This window comes from Bacillus sp. 22190 (assembly GCF_052045575.1).
Taxonomy (GTDB): domain Bacteria; phylum Bacillota; class Bacilli; order Bacillales; family Bacillaceae; genus Bacillus; species Bacillus altitudinis.
Map to the genome: position 1 here is coordinate 132,628 of NZ_JBQEPF010000005.1, position 23,243 is coordinate 155,870.

Below are 23,243 nucleotides of genomic sequence, written 5' to 3' on the forward strand. Positions count from 1 at the left end.
GCAGACAGCAAAAAAGCAAGGGAAGAGATCCCTTGCTTCGGTTTATTTACCTAAAAAGTGCTTTTTAAAGAATGATAATTGATATTCAAGTGTGAGCGGGTCATTAAAGTAAAACTCTTCCGCATTTGCTTCATACACACGATGTTTTTTCACAGCAGGAATGGACTTATAGATTTCACTGTTTTGATAGGAATTGTCCATCTCGCTGTTTTTGCTAATGATCATATAGTCTCCGGCAAATTCAGGGATGACTTCTTGTGATACCGCATAATAACCAGCTTTTAATGCTTTTTCTTTTACTTTTTCAGGCATTTTTAGTTTCATTGCTTGGTAGAGGATTTCTGTTCCGCGACCCCATGCATCTCCAAAGACGTAAAGATCTTTTGTGCCGCTTTCAAAGACAGATACGGTTGCATCTTCACCGATTTTTGCTTTGATTTCTTTGCCAGCTTCAGCTGCGCGCTGTTTGAAATCCTTGACCCATGCTTCTGCTTCTTTTTCTTTGTTTAAGACTTTTCCAATTTCAATATGCTGCTGAAGGTAATCGACTTTGTTATACGTGAATAAGACGGTAGGGGCGATTTTTTTCAGTTTTTCTACATTTTTTGCACCGCTTAAACCGATGATGACATCAGGCTTTAGCTTCATGATTTTTTCCACATTTTCATCGGATACTTCTTCCACATTTTTTAATTTCTTTTTGAAACGTGGATTCTTTTTTGACCATGAGTCAACACCCACAAGGTTCACACCAAGTGACAAGACATTTCCTGTATAAGAGGCGAGAACAACAACACGTTTTGGATTTGCTGGCAGCTTCACAGGTCCATTTTCAGATTGATATGTAATCGTGTCTGACGTTGATTGATTTTTTCCTTTATTTGAGGAAGAGTTGCTGCTATTGCCACATGCGCTCAACGCAAGTACGAAGATGAGCATCAGAGGGAACAATATTTTCTTCATGAATGTAGACTCCTTTGAAATCGGCACATCAGCCGTGTATTTGGTTGTATGAGTGATAATGATAATTATTATCACTCAAGTATCATACCATAGAAGTGAGGTTTGTTGTCAATGATATTTTAGCAGTGGATAGAGGAATAATGATAGAAAGAAAAAAAGATCAAGGCAGTGGTATGACCTGATCTTTTTTCTTATTTAAACCAGCCTTTTTCTTTGGAACGAGTGATGGCTTCAATTCGGTTTTTGACTTCTAGTTTATCTAAAATAACGGATATGTAGTTTCGGACAGTGCCGCTTTTAATGCTGAGTTCCTTGGCGATTTCTTTTGTGTTTTTTCCGTCTGCGACGAGTTCTAGAACAGACTTTTCTCGTTCAGTTAAAGGATTTTCGTCGCTGTACAAGTCTTCCATTAATTCAGGGGCGTACACCTTTTTCCCTTTCATCACGCTTCGGATGGCACTTGCCAAATCCTCGCTTGGGCTGTCCTTCAGCATGTAGCCGCTAACGCCAGCTTTCAGTGCTCTTTGAAAATAGCCAGAACGAGCAAAGGTTGTTAAAATGATGATCTTCACATCAGACTTTTTAAGTTCTTCAGCGGCATCGAGCCCAGATTTCCCGGGCATTTCAATATCCATTAAACAAATGTCGACCGGGTGTTTTTTAGCAAAATCTATGGCATCCTGGCCGTTTGTACCTTTTCCAACAACCGTCATATCGTCTTCTAAATCGAGAAGCGATCCAAGAGCACCGAGCAGCATTTGCTGATCCTCTGCGATAAAGATGTTAATCATTTTATTTCCTCCTTATCTTTCGCTGCTGAATCATTTGGAATGCTCATGATCAGCTTCGTCCCGTTTTTTGTCTCAATGTGCAGGCGTCCATTTGCAAATTCCAATCTTTCTCTAATCCCTGCAAGGCCATGTCCCTTCGTTTGAGAGGATGGATGACTGCCTTTAAATGTGCCGTTATCCTCAACTGTAATGACAGCTTCCTTTGACTTTTGATGAATCGTGATTTGACAGACAGTGGCGTCGCTATGCTTGACGACATTCGTCACGGCCTCTTTGATGCACATGCTCACAATGTTTTCGTTTAGAAGAGAGATGTGTTTCGGCGCTTCTTTTTCATCATAAATCATGTCAATATCGGCGGCTTCAAGTATTTGCTTGATGTTCAATATTTCATCTTTGATCCGAATGCCTTTCATGGAAGAAACAATTTTTCGCACTTCATTTAGAGACGTTCTAGCTGTCTGCTGGACGCTTTTTAGTTCGGCACGAGCCTGTTCAGGGTCTTTATACACGAGCTTACGGGCAAGGTCACTTTTTAATCCAATGAGAGAGAGTTTTTGTCCAAGTGTGTCATGCAGATCGCGAGCAATTCGCTGTCTTTCTTCAAGTTTGACAAGATCGGCGATCCGTTCATTGGCATATTCTAATTTCTCTTCTAGCCGTTCACGTTCCTTCCTGCTTCTAATGCTAAGAGGGAGGAGGATGGCGCTGATCAGTGTAATCACGACAAACGGAATTTGTGTGAGAAACCATCCCTTTTTTAAAATCAAGCTAAAGTTCACTGCTACGGCGGCGCTCCCTAGATGAATATAGTATAAGATATAGAAAGGGACTTTTCTTTTGATATGCCCGTTGAAATAGGCGATACAAAAAGCAAAATAAATGTAGCTATAGAGCATCACATAACCAGTCGAAATGGCGATTAATAGAAGGCCGAATACATATAACGACCAGCCCTTTGAGACAAAGGCAAAACGGTAGACCGCAAAAAAAACGACGTTTAAAATAATGCCGATCACAATGCCTAAAGTCGAAGGGGTCTTAAAGATAAAATAAAAGGGCAGGATGAAAAAAATCGCCCAAATATATGGGGAAATCCCATGCAGTTTTTGAATTTTCAGTTGTTTTTTCATCCGTGATTCACCTTTTTCATTTTTTCAGTCTTTTTCACTACTTTATCAAATTGAACAGATGAGCGCATCCTGCAAATACAACAAGCTCCTTCTATTGTAAGAAAGAGCTTGCACCAATTATGCATTTTTCTTCAGAATGTCTCCTTTTATGACAGGTGCGGGCATCTTTTTAGATTGCTGTGCTTCTTTAAAGGTAACGAATGCTTTCGTTTCTTCATCCCAAAGTCTAAATTTCATTGATTCGATACTTGTTTTTAAAGTGATGGTTGGCACATTTTGAAGCGGCTCACTATGATCATGTGCATGCTCCAAGTGATAATTCGGTACCCTCGGACTTAAATGATGAACATGGTGATAGCCGATATTGCCAGTTAACCATTGAAGAAGCTTTGGCAATTTGTAAAAAGAACTGCCTTCTACAGCTGCCTGCACATAATTCCAATGTTCATCTGCTTCAAAGTAAGAATCTTCAAATGTGTGCTGCACGTAAAACAGCCATACGCCGATTGATCCTGAGATCAGGAAGATTGGACCTTGGACAAGCAGGAACTCCTGCCAGCCAAAAAGAAGACACGTTGCAGTTGCTAGCGCAATGATGCTCACGTTTGTGAAATACGTGTTCCAGCGCTCTTTTTTACGAGCATTTTTGACGTTAAAACGGTTTTTTAAGAGAAAAACAAAGATCGGTCCTAAAATAAACATCACAAAAGGATTACGGTAAAATCTGTAGCGAAATTTCGTCCAAGCTGATGCCTCTTGATATTCTTTGACTGTCAGTAGCCAAATGTCGCCAGTACCTCGTTTGTCTAGATTACTGCTTGTGGCATGGTGAATTGAATGATCTCTTTGCCATTGAAGATAAGGGAAAAGGGTGAGTACGCCCGTTACAAAACCGAACAGGTGATTCAGCGGCTTTTGTTTAAAAAAGGATTGATGGCAGCAGTCGTGAAAAATAATAAAGACACGTACTAAAAAACCAGCTGCAATCACCGCAAAGAAGAGGGTTAAAAGGTAGGAGGTGTTCAGGCTATAATAGGCAAGAAACCAAAGCCCCAAAAATGGAATGAATGTATTAAAGAGTTGAATGATACTTTTTTTCGAATTAGCACCAGAGAATTGGCCAACTTGTTTTCTTAAAGTGGCTTGCTGCTGTGTGTTTGTTGAAGTCGTCATGAACGTTCAAGTCCTTTCCGTTTCTTTCTACTTCAAAGTATAGAAGGAAAGGTGTCATGTTCATAGTAGCACCCATCATGTATTCAATATGACATTTGTCATGTTGGACGAGGGAAAGGCTGATGGTTCAAGGGTTGTAAGCTTATTTTATTTTAAATAAAAAAAGTAAAGGCGCTTAGCCTTCACTTTTTATTGACGTGCTTCATGTACTTTTAACTGCTTGCCTTTAATCGTTGTGTGGCGCATGGCATTTAGCACAAGAGGGCCTTTGCCATTTAAAATATCTACATATGTTTTCGTTTCCTGAATGGTAATAATCCCAATGTCATCAAACGCAACGCCGTCTATTTTGGCGATCGTTCCAACGAAATCAACTGCCCGGAGTTTCTTTTTCTTCCCGCCGTTAAAATACAGCTTCATAATATCTTTCTCTATGCCGGCCTGCTTATTTTCCTTTTGAATCGGTGTTTCAATTTTTTCTTCAAAGCTTGCCACATGCTGTTCTGCTTCTTCTTTTGTAGGATAAGGCTGAATTTGAAAATGAATACCAGCTTCCTCTTTTAATTCTTCAATAAGCGGCTGCCCGTGCCTTGTCATAAACGCAATCGTTTTTCCGCTTTTCCCCGCTCTGCCAGTTCTTCCGGTCCGGTGAATATAGCGATCTTTTTCATATGGCAAGTCGTAATGAATGACATGTGTCATATCACTGACATCAATTCCTCGGGCTGCAATATCTGTTGCGATCAAATAACGGAATTCCCCGTTTTTGAATTCATCCATGACAGCAAAGCGGTCTTCCTGCCTCATCCCACCATGAATCTTATCGCAAGGAACATCCCACTCATCCAGCTTCATCGTCAGCTCATTCACTCGCTCCTGCGTATTGCAAAAAATGATACAGCTATCTGGATTTTCAATGACAATCGTTCGTTGAAGTAATGAAAACTTGCCTTCTTCCTCGGTTTCAATCAACGTGTGGGTGATTTGCTGCTTCGTCGTTTCCTCCCGAGCAATCTCTATCACTTTTGGCGATTGTAAAAACTGCTCACTCAAATCCTTCATTTCATCCGACATCGTCGCTGAAAATAACATCGACATGCGCTTTGGCGGCAGATACTGAATTATAGAAGAGACTTGATCAATAAATCCCATGTTCAGCATTTCGTCTGCTTCATCTAACACGAAAAATGACAGATTGTCTAAAGAAAGTGTCCCTTTTTCAAGGTGATCCAATATTCGTCCTGGCGTTCCGCACACAATGTGGTTCTTTTGTGCAAGCTCTATTTTTTGTGCTTGAAATGGAGCTTTCCCGTAAATGGCGGCCGCTTTGATTCGTTTAAATCGTCCGAGGCTGGTCAGATCCTGTTTGACCTGCATGGCAAGTTCTCTTGTTGGGACGAGGATGAGGGCTTGAGGTTTATTCTCAGCCCAATCCACCATTTCACAAATTGGCAGACCGTAGGCTGCTGTTTTGCCACTGCCTGTCTGAGATTTGACAATGAGGTCCTGCTTTGAAAAAGCAACGGATAATGTCTCGTGCTGGACGGGTGTAGGTGTATGGAAATGAAGCGCTTCTAGCGCTTGTTTCAATTCATCGCTTAATGGATATTGATCAAAATGTTGTAATGGCATCGTGTTCTCCTTTTCGTACATGTATACTTGTGACATCATACCATATCTTTTCAAAGACACCATGACCTTGAATGAAAAGGCATGAAAAAAAGCCCCGTAAAGGAGCTTTCAGCGTGTAGACAAACCCTCGCATTCGGTGTCAGATTTGCGCTCCGGTACTCACGAATGTCAAATTCGCTCCGTTCCGGTGCTCACTCTTCCTAGACTTCAAAGGTTTTCTATCACGCTGAAAAGAAAACAAAAGCCCCTTAAAGGAGCTTTTTGATTAAAGGAATCTGCGTTTTACTTTTTCCCAATAGGAGTTATCTTTTAATTTGACCGTTTTGATCACTTTACCAGAAAGGCCAATGTCAATTTGTTTGACATGTTTTGTACCTAGCGCTTCGTTATCAAGACCGATAATCGGATGGTCGTTACCGTCCTGAACAACCTTTAGTGTCAGCTTGCGATCACTGCTTAAAATGAAAGGAGCTCCAAGTGTACGGTATGAGTTGTTATTCAGCGATGCCAGCTCGGTTACTTGCATACACGGAAGCATCGGATCCACCACGGCGCCGTTGACAGATTTATTGTAGGCCGTTGAACCGGTCGGAGTGGAAATAATCATCCCGTCGCCTCTAAAGGTTTCAAAATGGAAATCATCTATATACACATCGATGACAAATGTTTTAATGATGCTAGAGCGGATCGACAGTTCGTTTAAACAATGGAACTGGTTTGTACTGTCAACGCTTACATCGATGATCGGATATTTTCTCACTTCAATTTGTTCAGTGTTCATGGCATCAATCATTTGATCAAAATGTTCTAACGAAAAATCGCAGTATAGGTGCGAATTCTCTGTTTTTGATACCCCTACATACAAGCAGTCATCCCGGAAGTTCGTTTTGCGGACCGCTTGAAGAAATGTACCATCTCCACCAATTGAAGCAATGATATGGGCATCTTCTGCACGCTTTACGACGTGAAAGCCTTGATCGGTAGCGAGCTTCTCCAGAGAAGAAATGTGTCCATCCAATTCATGATCTTTTTTGTAAAAGAAAAATACATTGCGACGATTGTCTGTCATTGACGTTCTCCCCTTTGTTGTCAAAAATAGATTTCGAGTAGTAAAGGGCTTACATAAAAACCCTTGTTCACATTTTACACTTTTTTCATATGAAAGTAAAAATATTAGAAAGACGCTTCATCATGATAGAGGCTTCCATTTGAGAAATGAGTCATTGTAAGTGATTAGACAACGCTGACTTTGAGCATAATTTAATAGCTCATTTTGGAGGCTAGAGAGGTCTGGGCGTTTCGTTGTGGAGATGATCTGATCTATTAGATGTAGGAAGAGGATAAAATAGCCAATTTTTCGTCATGATGAGCAAATGATAGAAGATGTAAAGTTGATCGTCATTTCACATCGGTGCTATCATATGTTGAAATGAAATGTAAAAAAACCACAGTTCCTGTGAAACATTTCATGTGTGTATTCGTATGAACGAAGTGAGACAAAAAGGAGGAGAAAGAAATGAATGCGAAAAGATGGGTAGCCTTAATCATTGCACTTGGTGTTTTCGGCTTTTCGATTGTGATTAGTATCACGACGGCCTTGTTTGAAAGCTTCAATGATAATAAGATGAGCTATCAATTCGGGGACGAAATCGAAGAAAAGGTACTAGAAGATGGCAGCGGAGCGAGTAAAATTGCTGTACTTGAGATTAATGGTACGATTCAAGATAACGGTGGTGCATCCAGCCTTTTAGGCGGGGAAGCATATGATCATCGTGCGTTCTTAAAAGAATTAGATAAAGCAAAAGACGATGCGTCTGTGAAAGGAGTCTTGCTGCGTGTCAACTCTCCTGGCGGCGGTGTCTATGAAAGTGCTGAAATACATAAAAAATTAGAAGAAGTAAAGAAAGCGAAAAAGCCAATTTATGTTTCCATGGGTTCAATGGCGGCTTCTGGCGGCTATTATGTATCCACTCCAGCGAAAAAAATCTTTGCTTCACCTGAAACGTTAACAGGGTCTCTAGGGGTCATCATGCAAAGTTTGAATTATGCAAAGCTGGCAGATAATTTAGGCATTAAATATGAAACCATTAAAAGTGGAAAATTCAAAGACATCATGTCTCCAAATCGTGATATGACAAAAGATGAGCGAGACATCATGCAAAGCATGGTTGACAACTCCTATGAAGGCTTTGTGAAAGTCATCTCAGAAGGACGCGGCATGTCTAAGCAGGACGTCAAGAAAATTGCTGACGGCCGAGTATATGACGGAACACAGGCGAAATCGAACGGATTAGTGGATGAGCTTGGGTACTATGAAGATGCACTAAAAGCAATGAAGAAAAATGAAAAAGGCTTAAAAGGAGCGACAGTGATCAGCTATTCTCAAAGCTTCGGCTGGAACTCTCTCTTCAATATGAGTGCAAGCAAGCTCTTTAAAAGCGAAATTGATTTTCTGAACTTAAAAGAAACACTGGCTGGCTCAAATGGGTCTAAACCGATGTATCTCTATTCAAAATAAAGGAGGGATCATAGATGGATTCTACATTCGATGAAGTAACGGAAAGTCGCAGCCAAGAGGGAGAAGCAAGGCCGACTCTTGCGAAGCGCACTTCAATTGAAGCGCAGGCCTTTGCAGGTTTCTGGATTAGATTCTGGGCATTTATCCTAGATTGGCTCGTCGTATGGGGTGTTAACCATTTGACGGTTTCTCCAATCTTTAGTCTCTTTGGCTGGTCAAAAGGTGGAGGCTGGTTTTCCCCATTTTCCGTCACAACCACAATTGTCTTTCTGCTTTATTTTGCGATCATGACGAAGATTTTCCAACAAACACTTGGAAAGATGGTGTTTGGAATCAAAGTCGTCTCACTTCAGCCGGAGAAGAAGCTGTCATGGGATGTCATTTTCTTTAGAGAAATTGTGGGGCGATATATTAATACGCTTTTTGTTCTCTATGCTGTGGTTGGGTTCACGCCGAAAAAGCAAGGGGTTCATGACTACTTTGCAGATACGGTGGTTGTTCATGAACATTTATATGAAAAAACAGAATCAAACGCATAATCAAAGAGAGTTTGGCCGGGTACCGGTCAAACTCTTTTTTTGGGTGATTGGGTATAAAATCCAGAAGGAGAGCCATAATCGTAGAGGAAGCATCATTTGTTATGGAGGAAGTGAGCACAGTGCTGTACGTTTGGATTGCCGCTTTTTTGTTCCTTGTGATCTTATTGATCTTTATGAAAGTGACCATTTCACTGGACTATTCACATGCAAATGACAATGACCATATTGCGGTGAAGATCATCACCTTATATGGAATCGTCAGACTGAAGAAAGACATTCCGATGGTGAAAGTGAATACGGAAGATCAAACGATTGATATTCGTGAAAAGAAAATGGCCAGCACCAAAACGCCTAATCAAGAAAAAGAAACCATGCATAAAAAAGTGGGAAAACGTGATGTAAAGGAAATCCTTCATCAAATGGAGCGTATTACAAAAGAGATTGTCGATCTAAACCGGATCATGCGAAAGTTCTTCATTCATATAAAAATCGTCTCATTTCACTGGTCCACCTGGATTGGTTTTCATGACGCAGCTTTAACAGGTGTAGCAGCCGGCGGTGTGTGGTCAGTCAAAGGAGCACTTCTTGCCTTTATGCAGGAGCATCTCACCTTTAAGCACAAACCCGTCTATGAAGTGATTCCCGCTTTTCAGCACAATGTGTCACAGACACACTTTGCATGTATAGCTTATTTTCGGATTGGACATGCTATGCTTGCAGCCATTCGATTACTTGTCCATTGGTTAAAAGGGAGAAAGGCGAGAAAAAATGCCTCTCTTCAAGCAACGAAGAATGAATCATCTGTTTAAGGAGGAACCCGAAAATGGCAGATCATCCAATCCAAGGTCTGATGAAGACAGCGATGGAAAACTTAAAAGAAATGATTGATGTGAACACGATCATCGGCGATCCAGTCGAAACCCCTGACGGCAGTGTCATTCTCACTGTGTCAAAGGTTGGTTTTGGATTTGCAGCCGGCGGCAGTGAATTCAACGGTAACCAAAAGAAAGAAAAACGGTCTGATGAACAAGAACGAAAAGAACCGAGACTCCCATTTGGAGGCGGAAGCGGTGGGGGAGTATCGATTACACCAATCGCCTTTTTAATTGTGGGAACAAATGGCGTACGAATGCTTCATTTGGATGAACACACACATCTGCTCGATAAAATATTGGATTCTGCTCCTCAAGCAATTGAACGTCTTCAGCACATGTTTAAGAAGGATGAACGGGAGCATCGTCACAAAGAACGAAAACTAGATGACATAGACCTTTAAAAAGTTAGCTGCCCTGCAGTTAACTTTTTTTTCAAAATGGACGATTAGGCTTTGCAGTTTTTTGCTTTCTCTACTATGATAGAACCATACATTTGATAAGGGAGGAATTGTTTTGGCATCGATCACATTTAAAGGGAGCCCAGTAACGCTTGTAGGAAATGAAGTGAAAGTAGGCGAGCAGGCTCCAGATTTCACGGTATTAACGAACTCACTAGGGGAAGTTTCACTTTCTGATTTAACAGGAAAAGTGACGATTATCTCAGTGATTCCTTCTATTGATACAGGTGTGTGTGACGCACAAACAAGACGTTTCAATGAAGAGGCAGCCGGCTTAGGTCCGGTCAATATTTATACCATTAGTGCAGACCTACCATTTGCACAAGCACGCTGGTGCGGAGCAAACGGAATTGAAAATGTCGAAACATTATCTGATCATAGAGATATGTCATTTGGTGAAGCGTTTGGTTTATATATGAAAGAATTGCGTTTATTGGCGCGTGCGGTCTTCGTATTAGACCCAAGCGGAAAAGTGGTTTACACTGAGTATGTAAGCGAAGCAACCAATCATCCAAATTATGAAAAAGCCATTGAGGCTGCGAAATCACTGTTATAAAAGCAGCATCGACAAGAGCTCCGGCTTCATACTGGGGCTCTTTTCAATGAGAACATATAGCTTTTAACAAAGCGAGGAGAGAAAAGCATTGCAGAAAGATCAAGTGAGTACGATTTTTGAGCTGCTCGATACAGCTTCAATTCGTTTAAAAAAGGAACAGAACATTTCCTATATTGAAGCATTGGCAGAAGCAGGAGAAGCCTTTTTCCAGTCAAATGATCGAAACGGTTTACTAAAAGATTTAATAGAGAAAGCAGATTTCGCCTCTTATGATCATGAGCAGATTCGTAAAGCGTTTCAGCTCGCCGTACTGAAAGGACAAAAAGATATTTCACATCCAAACCGGCAGATGACACCTGATACAATTGGTCTGTTTGTCAGCTATTTGGTCAATAAATTTTTAGAAGGACAAAAAGAGCTGGTTGTCTTTGATCCAGCAGCGGGAACAGGGAATTTACTGCTTGCGGTCCTCAACAATGTAACAGCAGAAACAAAACGTGGTTTTGCCTCTGAAATTGATGACGTGCTCATTAAAATTGCGTGGGCACAAGCGAACTTAGAAGAAAAAGAAGTAGAGCTTTTCCACCAGGACAGCCTTGAGCCGCTTCTTATCTCACCAGCAGATGTTGCTGTATGCAGTCTTCCTGTCGGGTATTATCCAAATGATGAGCGCGCTAAAGACTATGAATTAAAGGCAAAAGAAGGTCATTCCTTTGCGCATTATTTATTCATTGAGCAAAGTCTTCGTTACACGAAAGAAGGCGGCTTCTTATTCTTCATTATTCCAAACGATTTGTTTGAAGGAAAAGAAAGCGTACAATTAAAGGATTTCATCAAAGAACATGCATATATGAATGCGTTAATTCAGCTGCCAGTCTCTATGTTCAAAGACAAAAAGCATGCAAAAAGCTTATTTGTGATGCAAAAGAAAAAAGAGGGGCTCGAAGCACCGAAACGTATGCTATTTGCCAATCTGCCATCTTTCTCACAGAAAGAAGCAATGGTTGGCGTCATGAGAAAATTAGACCAATGGTTTATAGAAGAAAAAGAAACGAAAGAATAGCCAGAGTGATGTCTGGCTATTTTATTATTCAGAAAATAACGACTTATTGATGTAAGCGGTAACAGTTCGAAGGTGTACTTGAAATGCAAAGTTTTCAATGTTTAAATGAAAAAGTCAGATATTTTTCGGACTTATCGTTAAACTATAAAAGACCCGTTCAAACAGGTTGAATATAGCACCGAAAAAACGTGAAACCTTATATAACAACTGAGTAAAAGGAGCGACAGTAATGTCCAAAATTATTGCAATCAACGCAGGAAGCTCATCTCTTAAATTCCAATTGTTCGACATGCCAGAAGAAACCGTTTTAACAAAAGGTCTTGTTGAAAGAATCGGAATGGACAACAGTATCTTCACGATTTCTGTAGATGGAGAAAAGAAAACAGAAGTCACAGATATTCCAGATCATGCAGTAGCGGTTAAAATGCTACTTGAAAAACTAATTGAATTTAACATCATCAAAGACTTTAATGAAATTGATGGCGTAGGACACCGCGTCGTTCACGGCGGAGAAAAATTCAGCGATTCTGTTGTTTTAACAGATGAAGTCATCAATGACATTGATCAGCTTTCAGAGCTTGCACCACTTCACAACCCTGCAAACGTTGTAGGAATCAAAGCATTCAAACAAATTCTGCCTGACGTACCAGCGATTGCTGTGTTCGATACAGCGTTCCACCAAACAATGCCAGAGCAGTCTTACCTATACAGCCTTCCGTACGACTACTACAAAAACTTTGGTATTCGTAAATACGGATTCCACGGGACAAGCCATAAGTTCGTAACAGAGCGTGCAGCAGAGCTATTAGGCCGTCCTCTTGAAGAGCTTCGTTTGATTTCTTGCCACCTTGGAAATGGTGCAAGTATCGCAGCAGTTGAAGGCGGAAAATCAATCGATACGTCAATGGGCTTCACACCACTTGCGGGTGTTGCAATGGGAACACGTTCAGGTAACATTGACCCTGCCCTTATTCCATTTATTATGGAGAAAACAGGACATACAGCTGAAGAAGTACTTTCTACTTTGAATAAGAAGAGTGGTCTTTTAGGTGTGTCTGGTCTTTCAAGTGATCTTCGTGATATCGAAGAAGCGACAGAAGAAGGAAACGACCGTGCAGAAGTAGCACTAGATATTTTTGCAAGCCGTATCCATAAATACATCGGTTCTTATGCAGCGAGAATGAATGGTGTAGATGCCATCATCTTCACAGCTGGAATCGGTGAAAACAGCTCAGAAGTGAGAGCACGTGTACTTCGTGGTCTAGAATTCATGGGCGTATATTGGGATCCATCTCTTAACAACATGAGAGGCGAAGAAGCATTCATCAGCTACCCTCACTCTCCTGTAAAAGTCATCGTGATTCCAACGAACGAAGAAGTTATGATTGCAAGAGACGTTATGCGTTTAGCGTAACATCCTTTTAAAGCTCTTTTCCTCAGCGGAAAAGGGCTTTTTTCTATTGAAATCAGCATGCTATAATGTGAGGCAATATGAAAGGAGCGGTGTGAAGAGATGAGCGTCGAAGAACATAAACGCGAAGCGAAAACGAGGCTTCATGTAAAAGTCATTACCGTCAGTGATACAAGGACAAAAGAAACAGATAAAAGCGGCCGTCTGATGATTGATTTGCTCAAAGAACAAGGGCATCTTATTCTTGCATACGATATTGTGAAAGATCATATTGGGGCGATTCAAGACGCCGTTTTAGAAGGAACAAGCGAAGCGAAGATTGATGCCGTCTTGTTAAACGGGGGAACTGGTATTGCAGCAAGGGACGTCACGATTGAATCCATTACACCTCTTTTCTCAAAAGAGCTGCCGGGCTTTGGAGAAATTTTTCGCATGCTGAGCTATACAGAAGATATTGGATCAGCCGCTATCTTATCTAGAGCGACGGCAGGGGTGATTAACCAAAAAGCCGTTTTTGCCACACCAGGCTCTACCGGAGCAGTTCGGTTAGCCATGACCAAACTCATTATTCCAGAGCTTCCTCATGTCTTGCGAGAGCTTGAAAAAGATCAAAAATAGCCCAAAATGACTCTGCCAAGAAAATTTGGCAGAGTTTTTTTCATAAAGGGGTTGAAAAAACAATTTTTCCTTGTTACAGTGTATACATACTAAATGCATGTTTATAAATTAAAACTTATTTTTATGCAAAAAACATTCACAGAATCAAAACAAGCGAGAGGAGCTTTTCAAACATGTCACAAAATAAAAAAGTCGTATTAGCATATTCCGGAGGTCTTGATACCTCTGTTGCAGTTAAATGGTTACAGGAGCAAGGTTACGAAGTTGTTGCTTGCTGCCTGGACGTAGGTGAAGGAAAAGATTTAGCATTCGTTCAACAAAAAGCACTTCAAGTCGGAGCTGTTCAATCTTACATGATCGACGCAAAAGAAGAGTTTGCTGAAGAATTTGCACTTGCAGCACTGCAAGCACACACGATGTATGAAGGGAAATACCCGTTAGTATCTGCACTATCTCGTCCGCTCATTGCCAAAAAATTAGTGGAAGTCGCAGAGAAAGAAAATGCCGTAGCCGTTGCACACGGATGTACAGGGAAAGGAAACGACCAAGTTCGTTTTGAAGTATCAATCAAAGCATTGAATCCAGACCTAGAAGTTCTTGCACCAGTGCGTGAATGGAAATGGTCTCGTGATGAAGAAATCGACTATGCACAAAAGCACGGTATTCCAATTCCGATTAACCTAGACAGCCCGTATTCAATCGACCAAAACCTTTGGGGCAGAAGTAACGAATGTGGTATTTTAGAAGATCCTTGGGCAGCGCCGCCAGAAGGTGCTTATGATCTGACAAATCCACTTGAAAAAACACCTGACACTCCTGAAATCATTGAAATCACGTTTGAAAAAGGAAAACCAACAGCGATTGACGGAATCCAGTATTCATTATCTGATCTCATCCTTCATTTAAATGAAGTTGCTGGCCAGCATGGTGTAGGCAGAATCGATCATGTTGAAAACCGTCTTGTTGGAATCAAATCTCGTGAAGTATATGAGTGCCCAGGTGCAGTTACCCTATTAAAAGCACACAAAGAACTTGAAGACTTAACGCTTGTCAAAGAAGTAGCACACTTTAAGCCAATCGTTGAACAAAAAATGGCTGAATTAATATACAACGGCTTATGGTTCTCACCACTTAAATCAGCACTAGATGCATTCTTACAAGAAACGCAAAAGAACGTAACAGGTGTTGTACGTGTGAAACTATTTAAAGGCCATGCCATTGTAGAAGGACGTAAATCACCATATTCACTTTATGATGAAAATCTAGCAACTTACACAAAAGCAGATGAATTCGATCATGATGCAGCTGTAGGATTTATTAACCTTTGGGGTTTACCAACAAAAGTAAACAGCATCGTGAACAAAAAGGAGCAGGTTAAAGCATGAAAAAGCTTTGGGGAGGCCGATTTCAAAAAACACCAGAAAAATGGGTCGATGAGTTTGGTGCATCCATTCATTTCGACAAACAATTAGTCAAAGAAGATCTGACCGGCTCCCTTGCCCATGCAAGTATGCTGAATAAATGCGGTATCATCGGTGATGAGGAGGCCGCTGCAATCAAAGACGGACTGAATACGCTCATGAAAAAGGCAGAGGCGGATGAACTCGATTTCTCAGTGGATTATGAGGACATTCATTTAAACCTTGAAAAAATGCTCATTGATGAGATTGGTCCGCTTGGCGGCAAATTGCACACAGCGAGAAGCCGGAATGATCAGGTCGCAACCGATATGCATTTATATTTGAATAACCAAGTAGAGCATATCATTGAGCTGATCTCTTCTTTTCAAACAGTGCTTGTAGAAAAAGCTGAACAGCACGTTGAAACGATTTTTCCAGGATATACGCACTTACAGCGTGCACAGCCTATTTCCTTTGCCCATCATATGCTTGCCTACTTTTGGATGCTTGAGCGGGACAAAGCACGTTTTCAAGATTCATTGAAGCGGATTAATGTGTCACCACTTGGATGCGGGGCGTTAGCAGGAACGACATTCCCAATTGATCGTGAATATACAGCAGAGCTTCTTGGCTTTGACCATATTTACGAGAACAGCCTTGATGGCGTGAGTGATCGTGATTTCATTTTAGAGTTCTTGTCTAATAGCAGCCTTGTGATGATGCACCTCTCACGTCTTTGTGAAGAAATCATTTTATGGTGCTCTCAAGAATTCAAATTTATTGAGCTTGATGACACGTACGCAACAGGCAGCAGCATGATGCCGCAAAAGAAAAACCCAGATATGGCTGAATTGATCCGCGGAAAAACAGGGCGGGTATATGGCAACCTGATGGGGCTGCTCACGATTATGAAAGGCTTGCCGCTTACGTATAACAAAGACTTGCAAGAAGATAAAGAAGGCATGTTTGATACGGTGAAAACGATCGCTGGCAGCCTGCAAATCTTCACAGGCATGATTCAAACAATGACAGTGAACGAAGACGTTATGAAAAAAGCAACAAAAGAAGATTTCTCAAATGCGACCGAAGTGGCAGACTACCTTGCGAAAAAAGGCATGCCATTCCGTGAAGCACACGAAATCGTTGGGAAGCTTGTGTATACATGCATTCAAAAAGGCATCTATTTAAGTGACCTTCCATTTGAAACATTTACAGAAGCAAGCGGCCTCTTTGAACAAGACATTTACACTGTTCTTGATCCGTATGTTGCGGTTGAAAAAAGAACAAGTGCAGGTGGAACTGGATTCAAACAAATTCAGCTCGCTTTAGAAAAAGCAAAAGCCTGCCTAGCATAATTCGCCAAAACCATTCGTTTATACGGATGGTTTTTTTTCATGGGAAAAAGGAGATTGATCTTCACTGGAGAAAATGAAAGCATACCAGTGTCAAGCTGAATAAGGAGTGACAACAGTTCATGAAGAAAACGCTTCAGGCTTTGTTTGATCAGCCTATCGTATCAGTGAAAACGTTAGGAGAACCATACGACGGCCGGGCTAATGATGTGTGGCTGATTTCCTTGCAAGATCAGACGGAATATGTAGTGAAATCTCCAAAAACTGCAAGAGAAGAAAGTGAATTTGTATATGGGATCAACATGATTTATGGAGTAGATGCCCGTACTGTACAGGAGCATCTTGATGAAATCAATGAAAAGTTGGCTCATACGAATTCCTTTCATATTCCGAAAGTTGTTCGTAAAGTGAAGAAGGCGGGGAAACACTTTTATGTCATGGAAAAAGTAGAAGGAATCCCTTTAACATCTTTTGAGGGCCGTTCAGCACAATTCTATAGGGATTACGGGAGGAAACTAGCGCATCTTCATTCATATCAAACAACCTTTTTCGGTGCAGTATACGGGGGAGAAAAGAGACATTTGAGAGAATTCCATGCGCTGTTAAAAAAGACAGTCTCCAAACTCATCAGCCGCTATTACGCTGATCAGCCTGAATATCAGGATTATGCAGAAAAGGTGCAGCAAAAGCTTGAAACGCTAAGTCCTCCTGATGCAGCCAGTCTCATTTTAATTGATTTAGACCCATCGCAATATATTGAAGACGATGATCAAGTGGCGAGTCTAGTTGATACGGAATATGTGGTATTTGGACCAGCTGCGTTTGATTTTATTGCACTCGAATACCTTTTGACGAAAGAAGCTGCACAAGCGGTTCAATTAGGATATGAAGAGATTTGCCCGCTTCCTCGTCAGCTTCATGAGGTGAGAGAATGCTATCGGTTTGTTTCGCTGCTTCTCGATATCCATGGTTCATGGGATATGAAAAAGTGGATGAATCACCCTATACGGTTTTCCCCTCATTGTTAAAGGGTTCAAAAGTGCGAAGGGAGCCGGTTTATAGTAAAGTAAAGATAATAAAAGAAACACATGAACTTGCAACCTTTGCTTTAGGAGGAGATTGTGTGCGACACGCATTAATAACAGCGGGTTCTAAAGGACTTGGCAGGAAAGTCACCGAGTCTTTACTGAATATGGGGTATTCTGTGACAGTGAATTATCGAAGTGATGATGAAGCTGTCCGGCAGATGAAAGAAGAACTGCAAGAATACGAAGAAAAGCTTCAATTTGTCCAAGGCGATGTGACAAACAAAGAAGATTTAAAAAACATGGTCGAGCTGGCAGCAGAGCGATTTGGGCGGATTGATGCCTTGATCAATAATGCTGGACCTTATATTTTTGAACGAAAAAAACTCGCGGATTACTCTGAAGACGAATGGTATCAAATGATGGAAGGTAACCTATCCGCAGTGTTCCATTTGTTCCGAATGGTGATCCCTATGATGAGAAAACAAGGCTTTGGCCGGATTATCACATATGGCTTCCAAGGAGCAGACCATGCGCCAGGCTGGATGCACAGATCAGCTTTCGGAGCGGCAAAAGTGGGCCTTGCGTCATTGACGAAAACCATTGCGATTGAAGAAGCCGAAAACGGCATCACCGCTAATATGGTGTGTCCAGGCAAAATCGTTGGAGTCATGAAAGAATCGACAATAGAGGAAGCCCGCCAAATCAAAGACGATGAAACGCCAATAGGCAGGTCTGGTACTGGAGAGGATATAGGGCGTATCATTTCATTTCTATGTGATGACCGTTCAGACCTCATTACAGGAACCGTCATTGAAGCAACAGGTGGTCTTAATGTCATTCACAGGCACTAAGTTTTTCAGCTTTTTATAGAGGGAATAGAAAAAAATGAGATCAAATTCGAAAGGTGGATATATTTACATGAAAGCTACATATCATGGACATTCAGTCGTACACATTGAAACAAACGGATACCATATTTGGATTGATCCATTTTTAAATGGAAATAAGCACACGGAAATCAAACCGCAAGATGTCAAAGCCGATGTCATTTTGCTCACGCACGGGCATGGAGATCACGTCGGAGACACGATTGAAATCGCTAAAAACAATGACGCACTCGTGATTGCGCCATTCGAACTCGCCATTTATTTAGGCTGGCAAGGGGTGAAAACGCACCCGCTTTCTATAGGCGGCGGACGTGAATTTGAATTTGGTAAAGTCAAGCTGACGCAAGCGTTCCATGGCTCAGCAGTCATTGATGAAGAATCCAAAACGATTACGTATACAGGGATGCCATCCGGTATTTTATTTACTGCTGAAGGCAAAACAATTTATCATGCTGGAGACACGGCTCTCTTCTCGGATATGAAACTCATTGGGGAGCTGAATCATATTGAGCTCGCCTTCCTGCCAATAGGTGATAACTTCACAATGGGACCAGACGATGCGAGAATCGCAGCAGAATGGCTTCGTGCGAAACAAGTCGTACCGATTCATTACAGTACATTCCCGCCGATTGAGCAAGATCCTCATGCGTTTGCAGACAGCTTGCATGGCGGCGTGGGTCACGTATTAAACAGCGGAGAATCCATCGATATTTAATAATAGGAAGAAAAGCCGGCATCCTACCGGCTTTTTTATTTGCCTGTATCATGCTCGTGTAAAAGACAAATTGCTATTAAAAGCCTCCTGCCTTTATAATGAAATATAGATGAAAACGCTGAAAACAAAAAGGGTGAACGGGATTGGCGACAAAGCATGAGCAAATTTTATCGTATATTGATTCATTAGATGTCGGAGAGAAAATTTCTGTCCGGCGTATAGCGAAAGAAATGAAAGTCAGTGAAGGCACGGCTTACCGGGCTATTAAGGATGCTGAAAATAAAGGGTTCGTGAGCACTATTGAACGAGTCGGTACCATTCGAATTGAACAGAAGAAAAAAGAAAATATTGAAAAGCTGACATATGCGGAAGTAGTCAATGTCATTGATGGTCAGGTGCTTGGCGGACGAGCCGGCTTACATAAAACGTTAAATAAATTTGTCATCGGTGCAATGGAACTGGATGCGATGATGCGATACACAGCAGCAGGCAACCTGTTGATCGTCGGAAACCGAATCAATGCTCACCGGCAAGCATTAGAGGCGGGAGCGGCTGTGCTGGTCACGGGCGGATTCTCAACAGATGATGAAATTATTCAGCTCGCAGATGAGCTTGAGCTGCCCATTTTATCAACAAGCTACGATACATTTACCGTAGCGGCTCTCATTAACCGGGCCATTTATGACCAGTTGATTAAAAAAGAAATTGTGCTTGTGGAGGATATTTTAACGCCGATAGAACGGACCGTCTATTTATCGCCAGAAGACAAACTTGAGAAATGGTATGAAAAGAATTATGAAACTGGGCACGGCCGGTTCCCGGTAGCAGACGATCAAATGAAAATTCACGGCATTTTGACCTCAAAAGATATTGCAGGCCATGACCGTTCTACACCGATTGAAAAGGTGATGACAAAAAATCCGCTGACCGTTATTGGCAAAACATCTGTCGCTTCAGCTGCACAAATGATGGTGTGGGAAGGTATTGAGGTGCTGCCAGTTGTAAATGATCATGCGAAGCTGATTGGGATGATTAGCCGTCAGGACGTGCTGAAGGCGCTGCAAATGATTCAAAAGCAGCCGCAGGTCGGTGAAAAGCTGGATGATGTCGTGTCACGAGGATTTAAGGAGACTGAGACAGAAAAACCAAAAACAGATGCGGTGTACCAATATGAAGTCTCACCACAAATGACAAATCAGCTCGGTAATATTTCGTACGGTGTGTTTACACAAATTTTAATCGAATCAGCCAACCGCTTCTTAAAGTCTCATAAAAAAGGCGAACTAATTGTAGAAAGTCTTTCTGTCTATTTCTTAAAACCAGTTCAAATGGAATCCACGATACAGATCAAACCGAATATTTTAGAAGTTGGGCGCAAGTTTGGAAAGCTGGAAGTGGAAGTTTACCATCAGTCAAATATTGTAGGCAAAGCGATGTTGATGGTGCAACTGATGGAGAGAGGATAAATGGCAAAAAAGGGCGGCATGAATGCGCCCTTTCTCTATTATGCATGGTCTTTTTCGCCTTCCTTTAAAAAGAGCGGAAGATAGTGCTTATACGCTTTATACCCGGCCCATGTACTGCCGATACCAACTGCAACAAAAACAAACCCAATGACAAATGCGAGTGACGAGCGGTTTAAAAATAATTGATTCACACCGAAGAGCAGGACAAAGCAGCCAAGTGCCATACTTGATTTAGCAGACCAGAATTTCTTTTCGACCGGCCGGTTCGTACGGACATTCTTTGCTTTGTAGTATAAATAAAACATGGCAGAACAAATAATAAACACAATCAAAACAAGCATGTGCCAAGCCTCCATTGTAAGTGGTTACAACCCTATTTTAAACGTAAATAGGCTTGCTTACTAGAATAAATTGTCTATTCCTCACTTTTCTGTCTGGGTAGATTATGATTTAATAATAAAAAGAGTATCGCATAAGAAGGAGTATTTATGAAAAAAGAACTGATTAGAACCATATCATTATATGACACCATCATCATTCATAGACATGTAAGACCTGATCCAGACGCCTATGGATCACAGTGCGGCCTTACGGAAATCTTGCGTGCCACCTATCCAGAAAAAAATATTTATGCAACAGGAACCCCTGAGCCATCCCTTTCATTTTTATATGAATTAGATGACGTGCCGGATGAAGTGTACAAAGGTGCCCTTGTCATTGTCTGTGACACTGCGAATCAAGCAAGAATTGATGATCAGCGTTATTCAATGGGCGATAAGCTGATGAAAATTGATCATCATCCGAATGAAGATCCGTATGGTGATTTGCTTTGGGTTGATACAGAAGCAAGCTCTGTCAGTGAAATGATTTATGAGCTGTATTTAGAGGGGAAAGAAGAAGGATATCAGCTGAATACAAAGGCGGCAGAACTCATTTATGCCGGCATTGTAGGAGACACAGGCCGTTTCCTTTTCCCAAACACAACGAAAAAGACACTCAAATATGCGGGTGAACTCATCGAATATCCGTTTTCATCATCAGACCTTTTCAATCAATTGTATGAGACAGATTTGAATGTGGTGAAATTAAATGGCTATATTTTTCAACATATCTCTTTATCAGAGAATGGCGTAGCCTCTGTTTTTATTAAACGTGACATTTTGGAGTCATTCCAAACAACAGCGCAGCAAGCCTCACAGCTTGTTGGGACACTTGGAAATATTGCAGGGATTAAGGCATGGGTCTTTTTTGTGGAAGAGAACGATCAGATTCGTGTGAGATTCCGCTCAAAAGGCGTTGTCATTAACACCATTGCTAAAAAATATCATGGCGGAGGTCACCCGCTTGCAGCCGGTGCGTCCATATATGATTGGGCAGTTGCAGATGAGATTTTGCGTGATTTAGAAGAAGTATGTAAATCATCATCGTGAGAGAGGGGCTTCAAGTCCCCCTCTCTTTTTTTGAGCTTTGAGAAAAGGGTTACTTGGATACAGGGATAAACCAGCAGCCGATGTCAGTTGAATCTTCATAGGCTTGGAGATTTTGATGCTTTAATTCTTTTTTAATTAAATGGGCCATCATTTCTGTCTCAGCATAAGCACACATGCCGTCTTTAATCCGGCTTGCTTTGTCTCGTGCCATTTGACGATAGCTGTAAACCTCCATTGTTCTCACCTCTTTCTTTGATCATCTCGTTCTTCTTTTAGTGTATAAAAATAACAAGTGAAAAGCGATCATTGAGTGCAGAAATTCATAAAAATTCCACATCATCTATTATTCAGCAAAGGAAATACGCACTTCAAGCGAAAGTTTTGTATAGATGGTCAGCTCTGTGACTTTGGCGCGGTATGCCTTTTCTCTAATCGTATATTCTTTATTTTCCACGGTCCGTTTTAAGAGCTCTTTTGTTTTATAGACACTTTCAATATCCTTTGTGATCACCTCTGAGATATCCTCTTTCACCTGATCTTCAAATTTCAAGGTATCTGGCTCCGGGATTTTGTACTGCTCACGGTTGACGAGGTGAACGTCTACGCTCTGAATAAGCAGACGCTGCTTATTGTCTTCATTTAATTTATGCAAATCTTCCCGATAGAGTGTGATTTGTTCTTTCAGACTGTCCATATGGTGCTGCTGGCTTCTGAGCAGTGTCACTTGCTTCTCTTGAAAGGTGCCATACGTAAAGAGAAAAATCAGCCAGCTGATAATTGCGCCGAACATCATCCCAGCAAAAAAACGCTGCCAGCCTGGACGTTTATACAGCTCAGGCACCCTCATGATGATACATGCTCCTGAGTGAGCCACGTAATCAGGAGATACCCCGTTTGCGCACCGCCCATAGCAGAGATAATGAGCAAGATCTGCTTGAAAATATCACGTGTGTTCCCTTCGAAAATCCCTCTTTCAAAACTATAGACCGCATCAAAAGTTCCACCGATTGCCGCAACAAGTGCCCAAATTTTTAAGCGGTTGGCAAGACTTGAAATAATTGATAGCGGTGGCTGACCAGATAAATATGCACCTACCCCGCCTATAATGGCACCGCCCAAAATAACCCCTAGTGCGATAAAATAACAGCTAATAAAGTTTGGAATAAAGGCTTCCTTCACATCCATTTTTCCCACCTCACTCTATTCAATATATGGCGAATGCTGGACAAGTATGA

The 23,243-nt window shown here is 41.4% G+C and carries 25 protein-coding genes; 15 read left to right on the forward strand and 10 right to left on the reverse strand.

The window, feature by feature from the left end; all coding sequences use genetic code 11:
* Positions 1-42 precede the first annotated feature (42 nt).
* The 6 genes from ACTJKA_RS09030 to ACTJKA_RS09055 all read right to left on the reverse strand — a co-directional run bounded on the left by ACTJKA_RS09030 (position 43) and on the right by ACTJKA_RS09055 (position 6,761).
* Positions 43-963 carry an iron-hydroxamate ABC transporter substrate-binding protein gene (locus ACTJKA_RS09030; protein WP_060781282.1) on the reverse strand — a complete coding sequence of 307 codons (921 nt, stop codon included), beginning with the start codon at positions 961-963 and terminating at the stop codon, positions 43-45.
* A gap of 191 nt (positions 964-1,154) precedes the next feature.
* Positions 1,155-1,754 carry a response regulator transcription factor gene (locus ACTJKA_RS09035; RefSeq protein ID WP_035391139.1) on the reverse strand — a complete coding sequence of 200 codons (600 nt, stop codon included), beginning with the start codon at positions 1,752-1,754 and terminating at the stop codon, positions 1,155-1,157.
* Positions 1,751-2,887 (reverse strand): sensor histidine kinase, encoded by a 1,137-nt coding sequence (locus ACTJKA_RS09040; protein WP_057079210.1) that lies wholly within the window; start codon positions 2,885-2,887, stop codon positions 1,751-1,753. The genes ACTJKA_RS09035 and ACTJKA_RS09040 overlap by 4 nt, the downstream gene beginning before the upstream one ends.
* Before the next feature lie 117 nt (positions 2,888-3,004).
* Positions 3,005-4,060: a fatty acid desaturase gene (locus ACTJKA_RS09045; protein ID WP_322535964.1), complete on the reverse strand. Its 1,056-nt coding sequence runs from the start codon at positions 4,058-4,060 to the stop codon at positions 3,005-3,007.
* Between the two features lie 189 nt (positions 4,061-4,249).
* On the reverse strand, positions 4,250-5,692 hold the full coding sequence (locus tag ACTJKA_RS09050; RefSeq protein WP_322535963.1) for a DEAD/DEAH box helicase: 1,443 nt from the start codon (positions 5,690-5,692) through the stop codon (positions 4,250-4,252).
* A gap of 265 nt (positions 5,693-5,957) precedes the next feature.
* Positions 5,958-6,761 carry an NAD kinase gene (locus ACTJKA_RS09055; RefSeq protein ID WP_017358281.1) on the reverse strand — a complete coding sequence of 268 codons (804 nt, stop codon included), beginning with the start codon at positions 6,759-6,761 and terminating at the stop codon, positions 5,958-5,960.
* 447 nt (positions 6,762-7,208) lie between these two features.
* On the opposite strand from ACTJKA_RS09055, the gene sppA reads away from it, so the two are divergent.
* From sppA to ACTJKA_RS09125, 14 genes are all read left to right on the forward strand, one after another.
* Positions 7,209-8,210, forward strand: coding sequence for a signal peptide peptidase SppA (gene sppA, locus ACTJKA_RS09060; RefSeq protein ID WP_035391144.1), 1,002 nt, complete (start codon positions 7,209-7,211; stop codon positions 8,208-8,210).
* A 14-nt stretch (positions 8,211-8,224) separates the two neighbouring features.
* On the forward strand, positions 8,225-8,749 hold the full coding sequence (locus ACTJKA_RS09065; RefSeq protein ID WP_440607698.1) for an RDD family protein: 525 nt from the start codon (positions 8,225-8,227) through the stop codon (positions 8,747-8,749).
* A gap of 101 nt (positions 8,750-8,850) precedes the next feature.
* Positions 8,851-9,558: a DUF2953 domain-containing protein gene (locus ACTJKA_RS09070; protein WP_008343138.1), complete on the forward strand. Its 708-nt coding sequence runs from the start codon at positions 8,851-8,853 to the stop codon at positions 9,556-9,558.
* Positions 9,559-9,572: 14 nt separating this feature from the next.
* Positions 9,573-10,025: a GerW family sporulation protein gene (gene ytfJ / locus ACTJKA_RS09075; RefSeq protein ID WP_007501733.1), complete on the forward strand. Its 453-nt coding sequence runs from the start codon at positions 9,573-9,575 to the stop codon at positions 10,023-10,025.
* A 112-nt stretch (positions 10,026-10,137) separates the two neighbouring features.
* Positions 10,138-10,638, forward strand: coding sequence for a thiol peroxidase (gene tpx, locus ACTJKA_RS09080; RefSeq protein ID WP_007501731.1), 501 nt, complete (start codon positions 10,138-10,140; stop codon positions 10,636-10,638).
* A gap of 88 nt (positions 10,639-10,726) precedes the next feature.
* The gene (locus ACTJKA_RS09085) at positions 10,727-11,701 is read left to right on the forward strand and encodes a class I SAM-dependent methyltransferase (protein WP_008343142.1); all 975 of its coding nucleotides are present in this window, start codon (positions 10,727-10,729) and stop codon (positions 11,699-11,701) included.
* 229 nt (positions 11,702-11,930) lie between these two features.
* Positions 11,931-13,115, forward strand: coding sequence for an acetate kinase (locus tag ACTJKA_RS09090; protein ID WP_007501728.1), 1,185 nt, complete (start codon positions 11,931-11,933; stop codon positions 13,113-13,115).
* A 99-nt stretch (positions 13,116-13,214) separates the two neighbouring features.
* Entirely contained in the window at positions 13,215-13,730 is a 516-nt protein-coding gene (locus ACTJKA_RS09095) for a MogA/MoaB family molybdenum cofactor biosynthesis protein (protein ID WP_024718668.1), read from the forward strand.
* A 173-nt stretch (positions 13,731-13,903) separates the two neighbouring features.
* The gene (locus tag ACTJKA_RS09100; protein ID WP_008343148.1) at positions 13,904-15,115 is read left to right on the forward strand and encodes an argininosuccinate synthase; all 1,212 of its coding nucleotides are present in this window, start codon (positions 13,904-13,906) and stop codon (positions 15,113-15,115) included.
* Entirely contained in the window at positions 15,112-16,485 is a 1,374-nt protein-coding gene (gene argH, locus ACTJKA_RS09105; protein WP_008343150.1) for an argininosuccinate lyase, read from the forward strand. The genes ACTJKA_RS09100 and argH overlap by 4 nt, the downstream gene beginning before the upstream one ends.
* A gap of 119 nt (positions 16,486-16,604) precedes the next feature.
* Positions 16,605-17,510 carry a phosphotransferase gene (locus ACTJKA_RS09110; RefSeq protein WP_017358277.1) on the forward strand — a complete coding sequence of 302 codons (906 nt, stop codon included), beginning with the start codon at positions 16,605-16,607 and terminating at the stop codon, positions 17,508-17,510.
* A 95-nt stretch (positions 17,511-17,605) separates the two neighbouring features.
* Positions 17,606-18,361, forward strand: a complete 756-nt coding sequence (locus tag ACTJKA_RS09115) for an SDR family oxidoreductase (RefSeq protein ID WP_414834402.1) — start codon at positions 17,606-17,608, stop codon at positions 18,359-18,361.
* A gap of 67 nt (positions 18,362-18,428) precedes the next feature.
* Entirely contained in the window at positions 18,429-19,112 is a 684-nt protein-coding gene (locus ACTJKA_RS09120; RefSeq protein ID WP_414834401.1) for a metal-dependent hydrolase, read from the forward strand.
* Positions 19,113-19,255: 143 nt separating this feature from the next.
* A complete protein-coding gene (locus ACTJKA_RS09125; RefSeq protein ID WP_017358275.1) occupies positions 19,256-20,578 on the forward strand; it encodes a CBS domain-containing protein in 1,323 nt (440 codons plus the stop codon).
* A 38-nt stretch (positions 20,579-20,616) separates the two neighbouring features.
* On the opposite strand, the gene ACTJKA_RS09130 is transcribed toward ACTJKA_RS09125, so the two are convergent.
* On the reverse strand, positions 20,617-20,919 hold the full coding sequence (locus ACTJKA_RS09130) for a YtpI family protein (protein WP_008343164.1): 303 nt from the start codon (positions 20,917-20,919) through the stop codon (positions 20,617-20,619).
* A gap of 147 nt (positions 20,920-21,066) precedes the next feature.
* Here ACTJKA_RS09130 and ACTJKA_RS09135 point away from each other — a divergent pair, with 147 nt between their 5' ends.
* Positions 21,067-22,008, forward strand: coding sequence for a DHH family phosphoesterase (locus ACTJKA_RS09135; protein ID WP_025207776.1), 942 nt, complete (start codon positions 21,067-21,069; stop codon positions 22,006-22,008).
* 49 nt (positions 22,009-22,057) lie between these two features.
* Here the strand turns inward: ACTJKA_RS09135 and ACTJKA_RS09140 are convergent, their stop codons facing one another.
* From ACTJKA_RS09140 to ACTJKA_RS09150, 3 genes are all read right to left on the reverse strand, one after another.
* Positions 22,058-22,243, reverse strand: a complete 186-nt coding sequence (locus ACTJKA_RS09140; RefSeq protein ID WP_008346082.1) for a hypothetical protein — start codon at positions 22,241-22,243, stop codon at positions 22,058-22,060.
* Positions 22,244-22,351: 108 nt separating this feature from the next.
* A complete protein-coding gene (ytrI, locus tag ACTJKA_RS09145) occupies positions 22,352-22,855 on the reverse strand; it encodes a sporulation membrane protein YtrI (protein ID WP_007501718.1) in 504 nt (167 codons plus the stop codon).
* Positions 22,852-23,193, reverse strand: coding sequence for a YtrH family sporulation protein (locus ACTJKA_RS09150; protein ID WP_007501717.1), 342 nt, complete (start codon positions 23,191-23,193; stop codon positions 22,852-22,854). The genes ytrI and ACTJKA_RS09150 overlap by 4 nt, the downstream gene beginning before the upstream one ends.
* Between the last annotated feature and the right edge of the window lie 50 nt (positions 23,194-23,243).

Bases quoted from the DNA above. Each gene is read 5' to 3' on its own strand.
- ytfJ (WP_007501733.1), top strand. From the start codon at position 9,573: ATGGCAGATCATCCAATCCAAGGTCTGATGAAGACAGCGATGGAAAAC.
- ACTJKA_RS09130 (WP_008343164.1), bottom strand. From the start codon at position 20,919: ATGCTTGTTTTGATTGTGTTTATTATTTGTTCTGCCATGTTTTATTTA.
- ACTJKA_RS09070 (WP_008343138.1), top strand. From the start codon at position 8,851: ATGGAGGAAGTGAGCACAGTGCTGTACGTTTGGATTGCCGCTTTTTTG.
- argH (WP_008343150.1), top strand. From the start codon at position 15,112: ATGAAAAAGCTTTGGGGAGGCCGATTTCAAAAAACACCAGAAAAATGG.
- ACTJKA_RS09095 (WP_024718668.1), top strand. From the start codon at position 13,215: ATGAGCGTCGAAGAACATAAACGCGAAGCGAAAACGAGGCTTCATGTA.
- ACTJKA_RS09035 (WP_035391139.1), bottom strand. From the start codon at position 1,754: ATGATTAACATCTTTATCGCAGAGGATCAGCAAATGCTGCTCGGTGCT.
- ACTJKA_RS09140 (WP_008346082.1), bottom strand. From the start codon at position 22,243: ATGGAGGTTTACAGCTATCGTCAAATGGCACGAGACAAAGCAAGCCGG.
- sppA (WP_035391144.1), top strand. From the start codon at position 7,209: ATGAATGCGAAAAGATGGGTAGCCTTAATCATTGCACTTGGTGTTTTC.
- ACTJKA_RS09120 (WP_414834401.1), top strand. From the start codon at position 18,429: ATGAAAGCTACATATCATGGACATTCAGTCGTACACATTGAAACAAAC.
- ACTJKA_RS09150 (WP_007501717.1), bottom strand. From the start codon at position 23,193: ATGGATGTGAAGGAAGCCTTTATTCCAAACTTTATTAGCTGTTATTTT.
- ACTJKA_RS09045 (WP_322535964.1), bottom strand. From the start codon at position 4,060: ATGACGACTTCAACAAACACACAGCAGCAAGCCACTTTAAGAAAACAA.
- ACTJKA_RS09040 (WP_057079210.1), bottom strand. From the start codon at position 2,887: ATGAAAAAACAACTGAAAATTCAAAAACTGCATGGGATTTCCCCATAT.
- ytrI (WP_007501718.1), bottom strand. From the start codon at position 22,855: ATGAGGGTGCCTGAGCTGTATAAACGTCCAGGCTGGCAGCGTTTTTTT.
- ACTJKA_RS09100 (WP_008343148.1), top strand. From the start codon at position 13,904: ATGTCACAAAATAAAAAAGTCGTATTAGCATATTCCGGAGGTCTTGAT.
- ACTJKA_RS09135 (WP_025207776.1), top strand. From the start codon at position 21,067: ATGAAAAAAGAACTGATTAGAACCATATCATTATATGACACCATCATC.
- ACTJKA_RS09050 (WP_322535963.1), bottom strand. From the start codon at position 5,692: ATGCCATTACAACATTTTGATCAATATCCATTAAGCGATGAATTGAAA.
- ACTJKA_RS09110 (WP_017358277.1), top strand. From the start codon at position 16,605: ATGAAGAAAACGCTTCAGGCTTTGTTTGATCAGCCTATCGTATCAGTG.
- ACTJKA_RS09065 (WP_440607698.1), top strand. From the start codon at position 8,225: ATGGATTCTACATTCGATGAAGTAACGGAAAGTCGCAGCCAAGAGGGA.
- ACTJKA_RS09055 (WP_017358281.1), bottom strand. From the start codon at position 6,761: ATGACAGACAATCGTCGCAATGTATTTTTCTTTTACAAAAAAGATCAT.
- ACTJKA_RS09030 (WP_060781282.1), bottom strand. From the start codon at position 963: ATGAAGAAAATATTGTTCCCTCTGATGCTCATCTTCGTACTTGCGTTG.
- ACTJKA_RS09090 (WP_007501728.1), top strand. From the start codon at position 11,931: ATGTCCAAAATTATTGCAATCAACGCAGGAAGCTCATCTCTTAAATTC.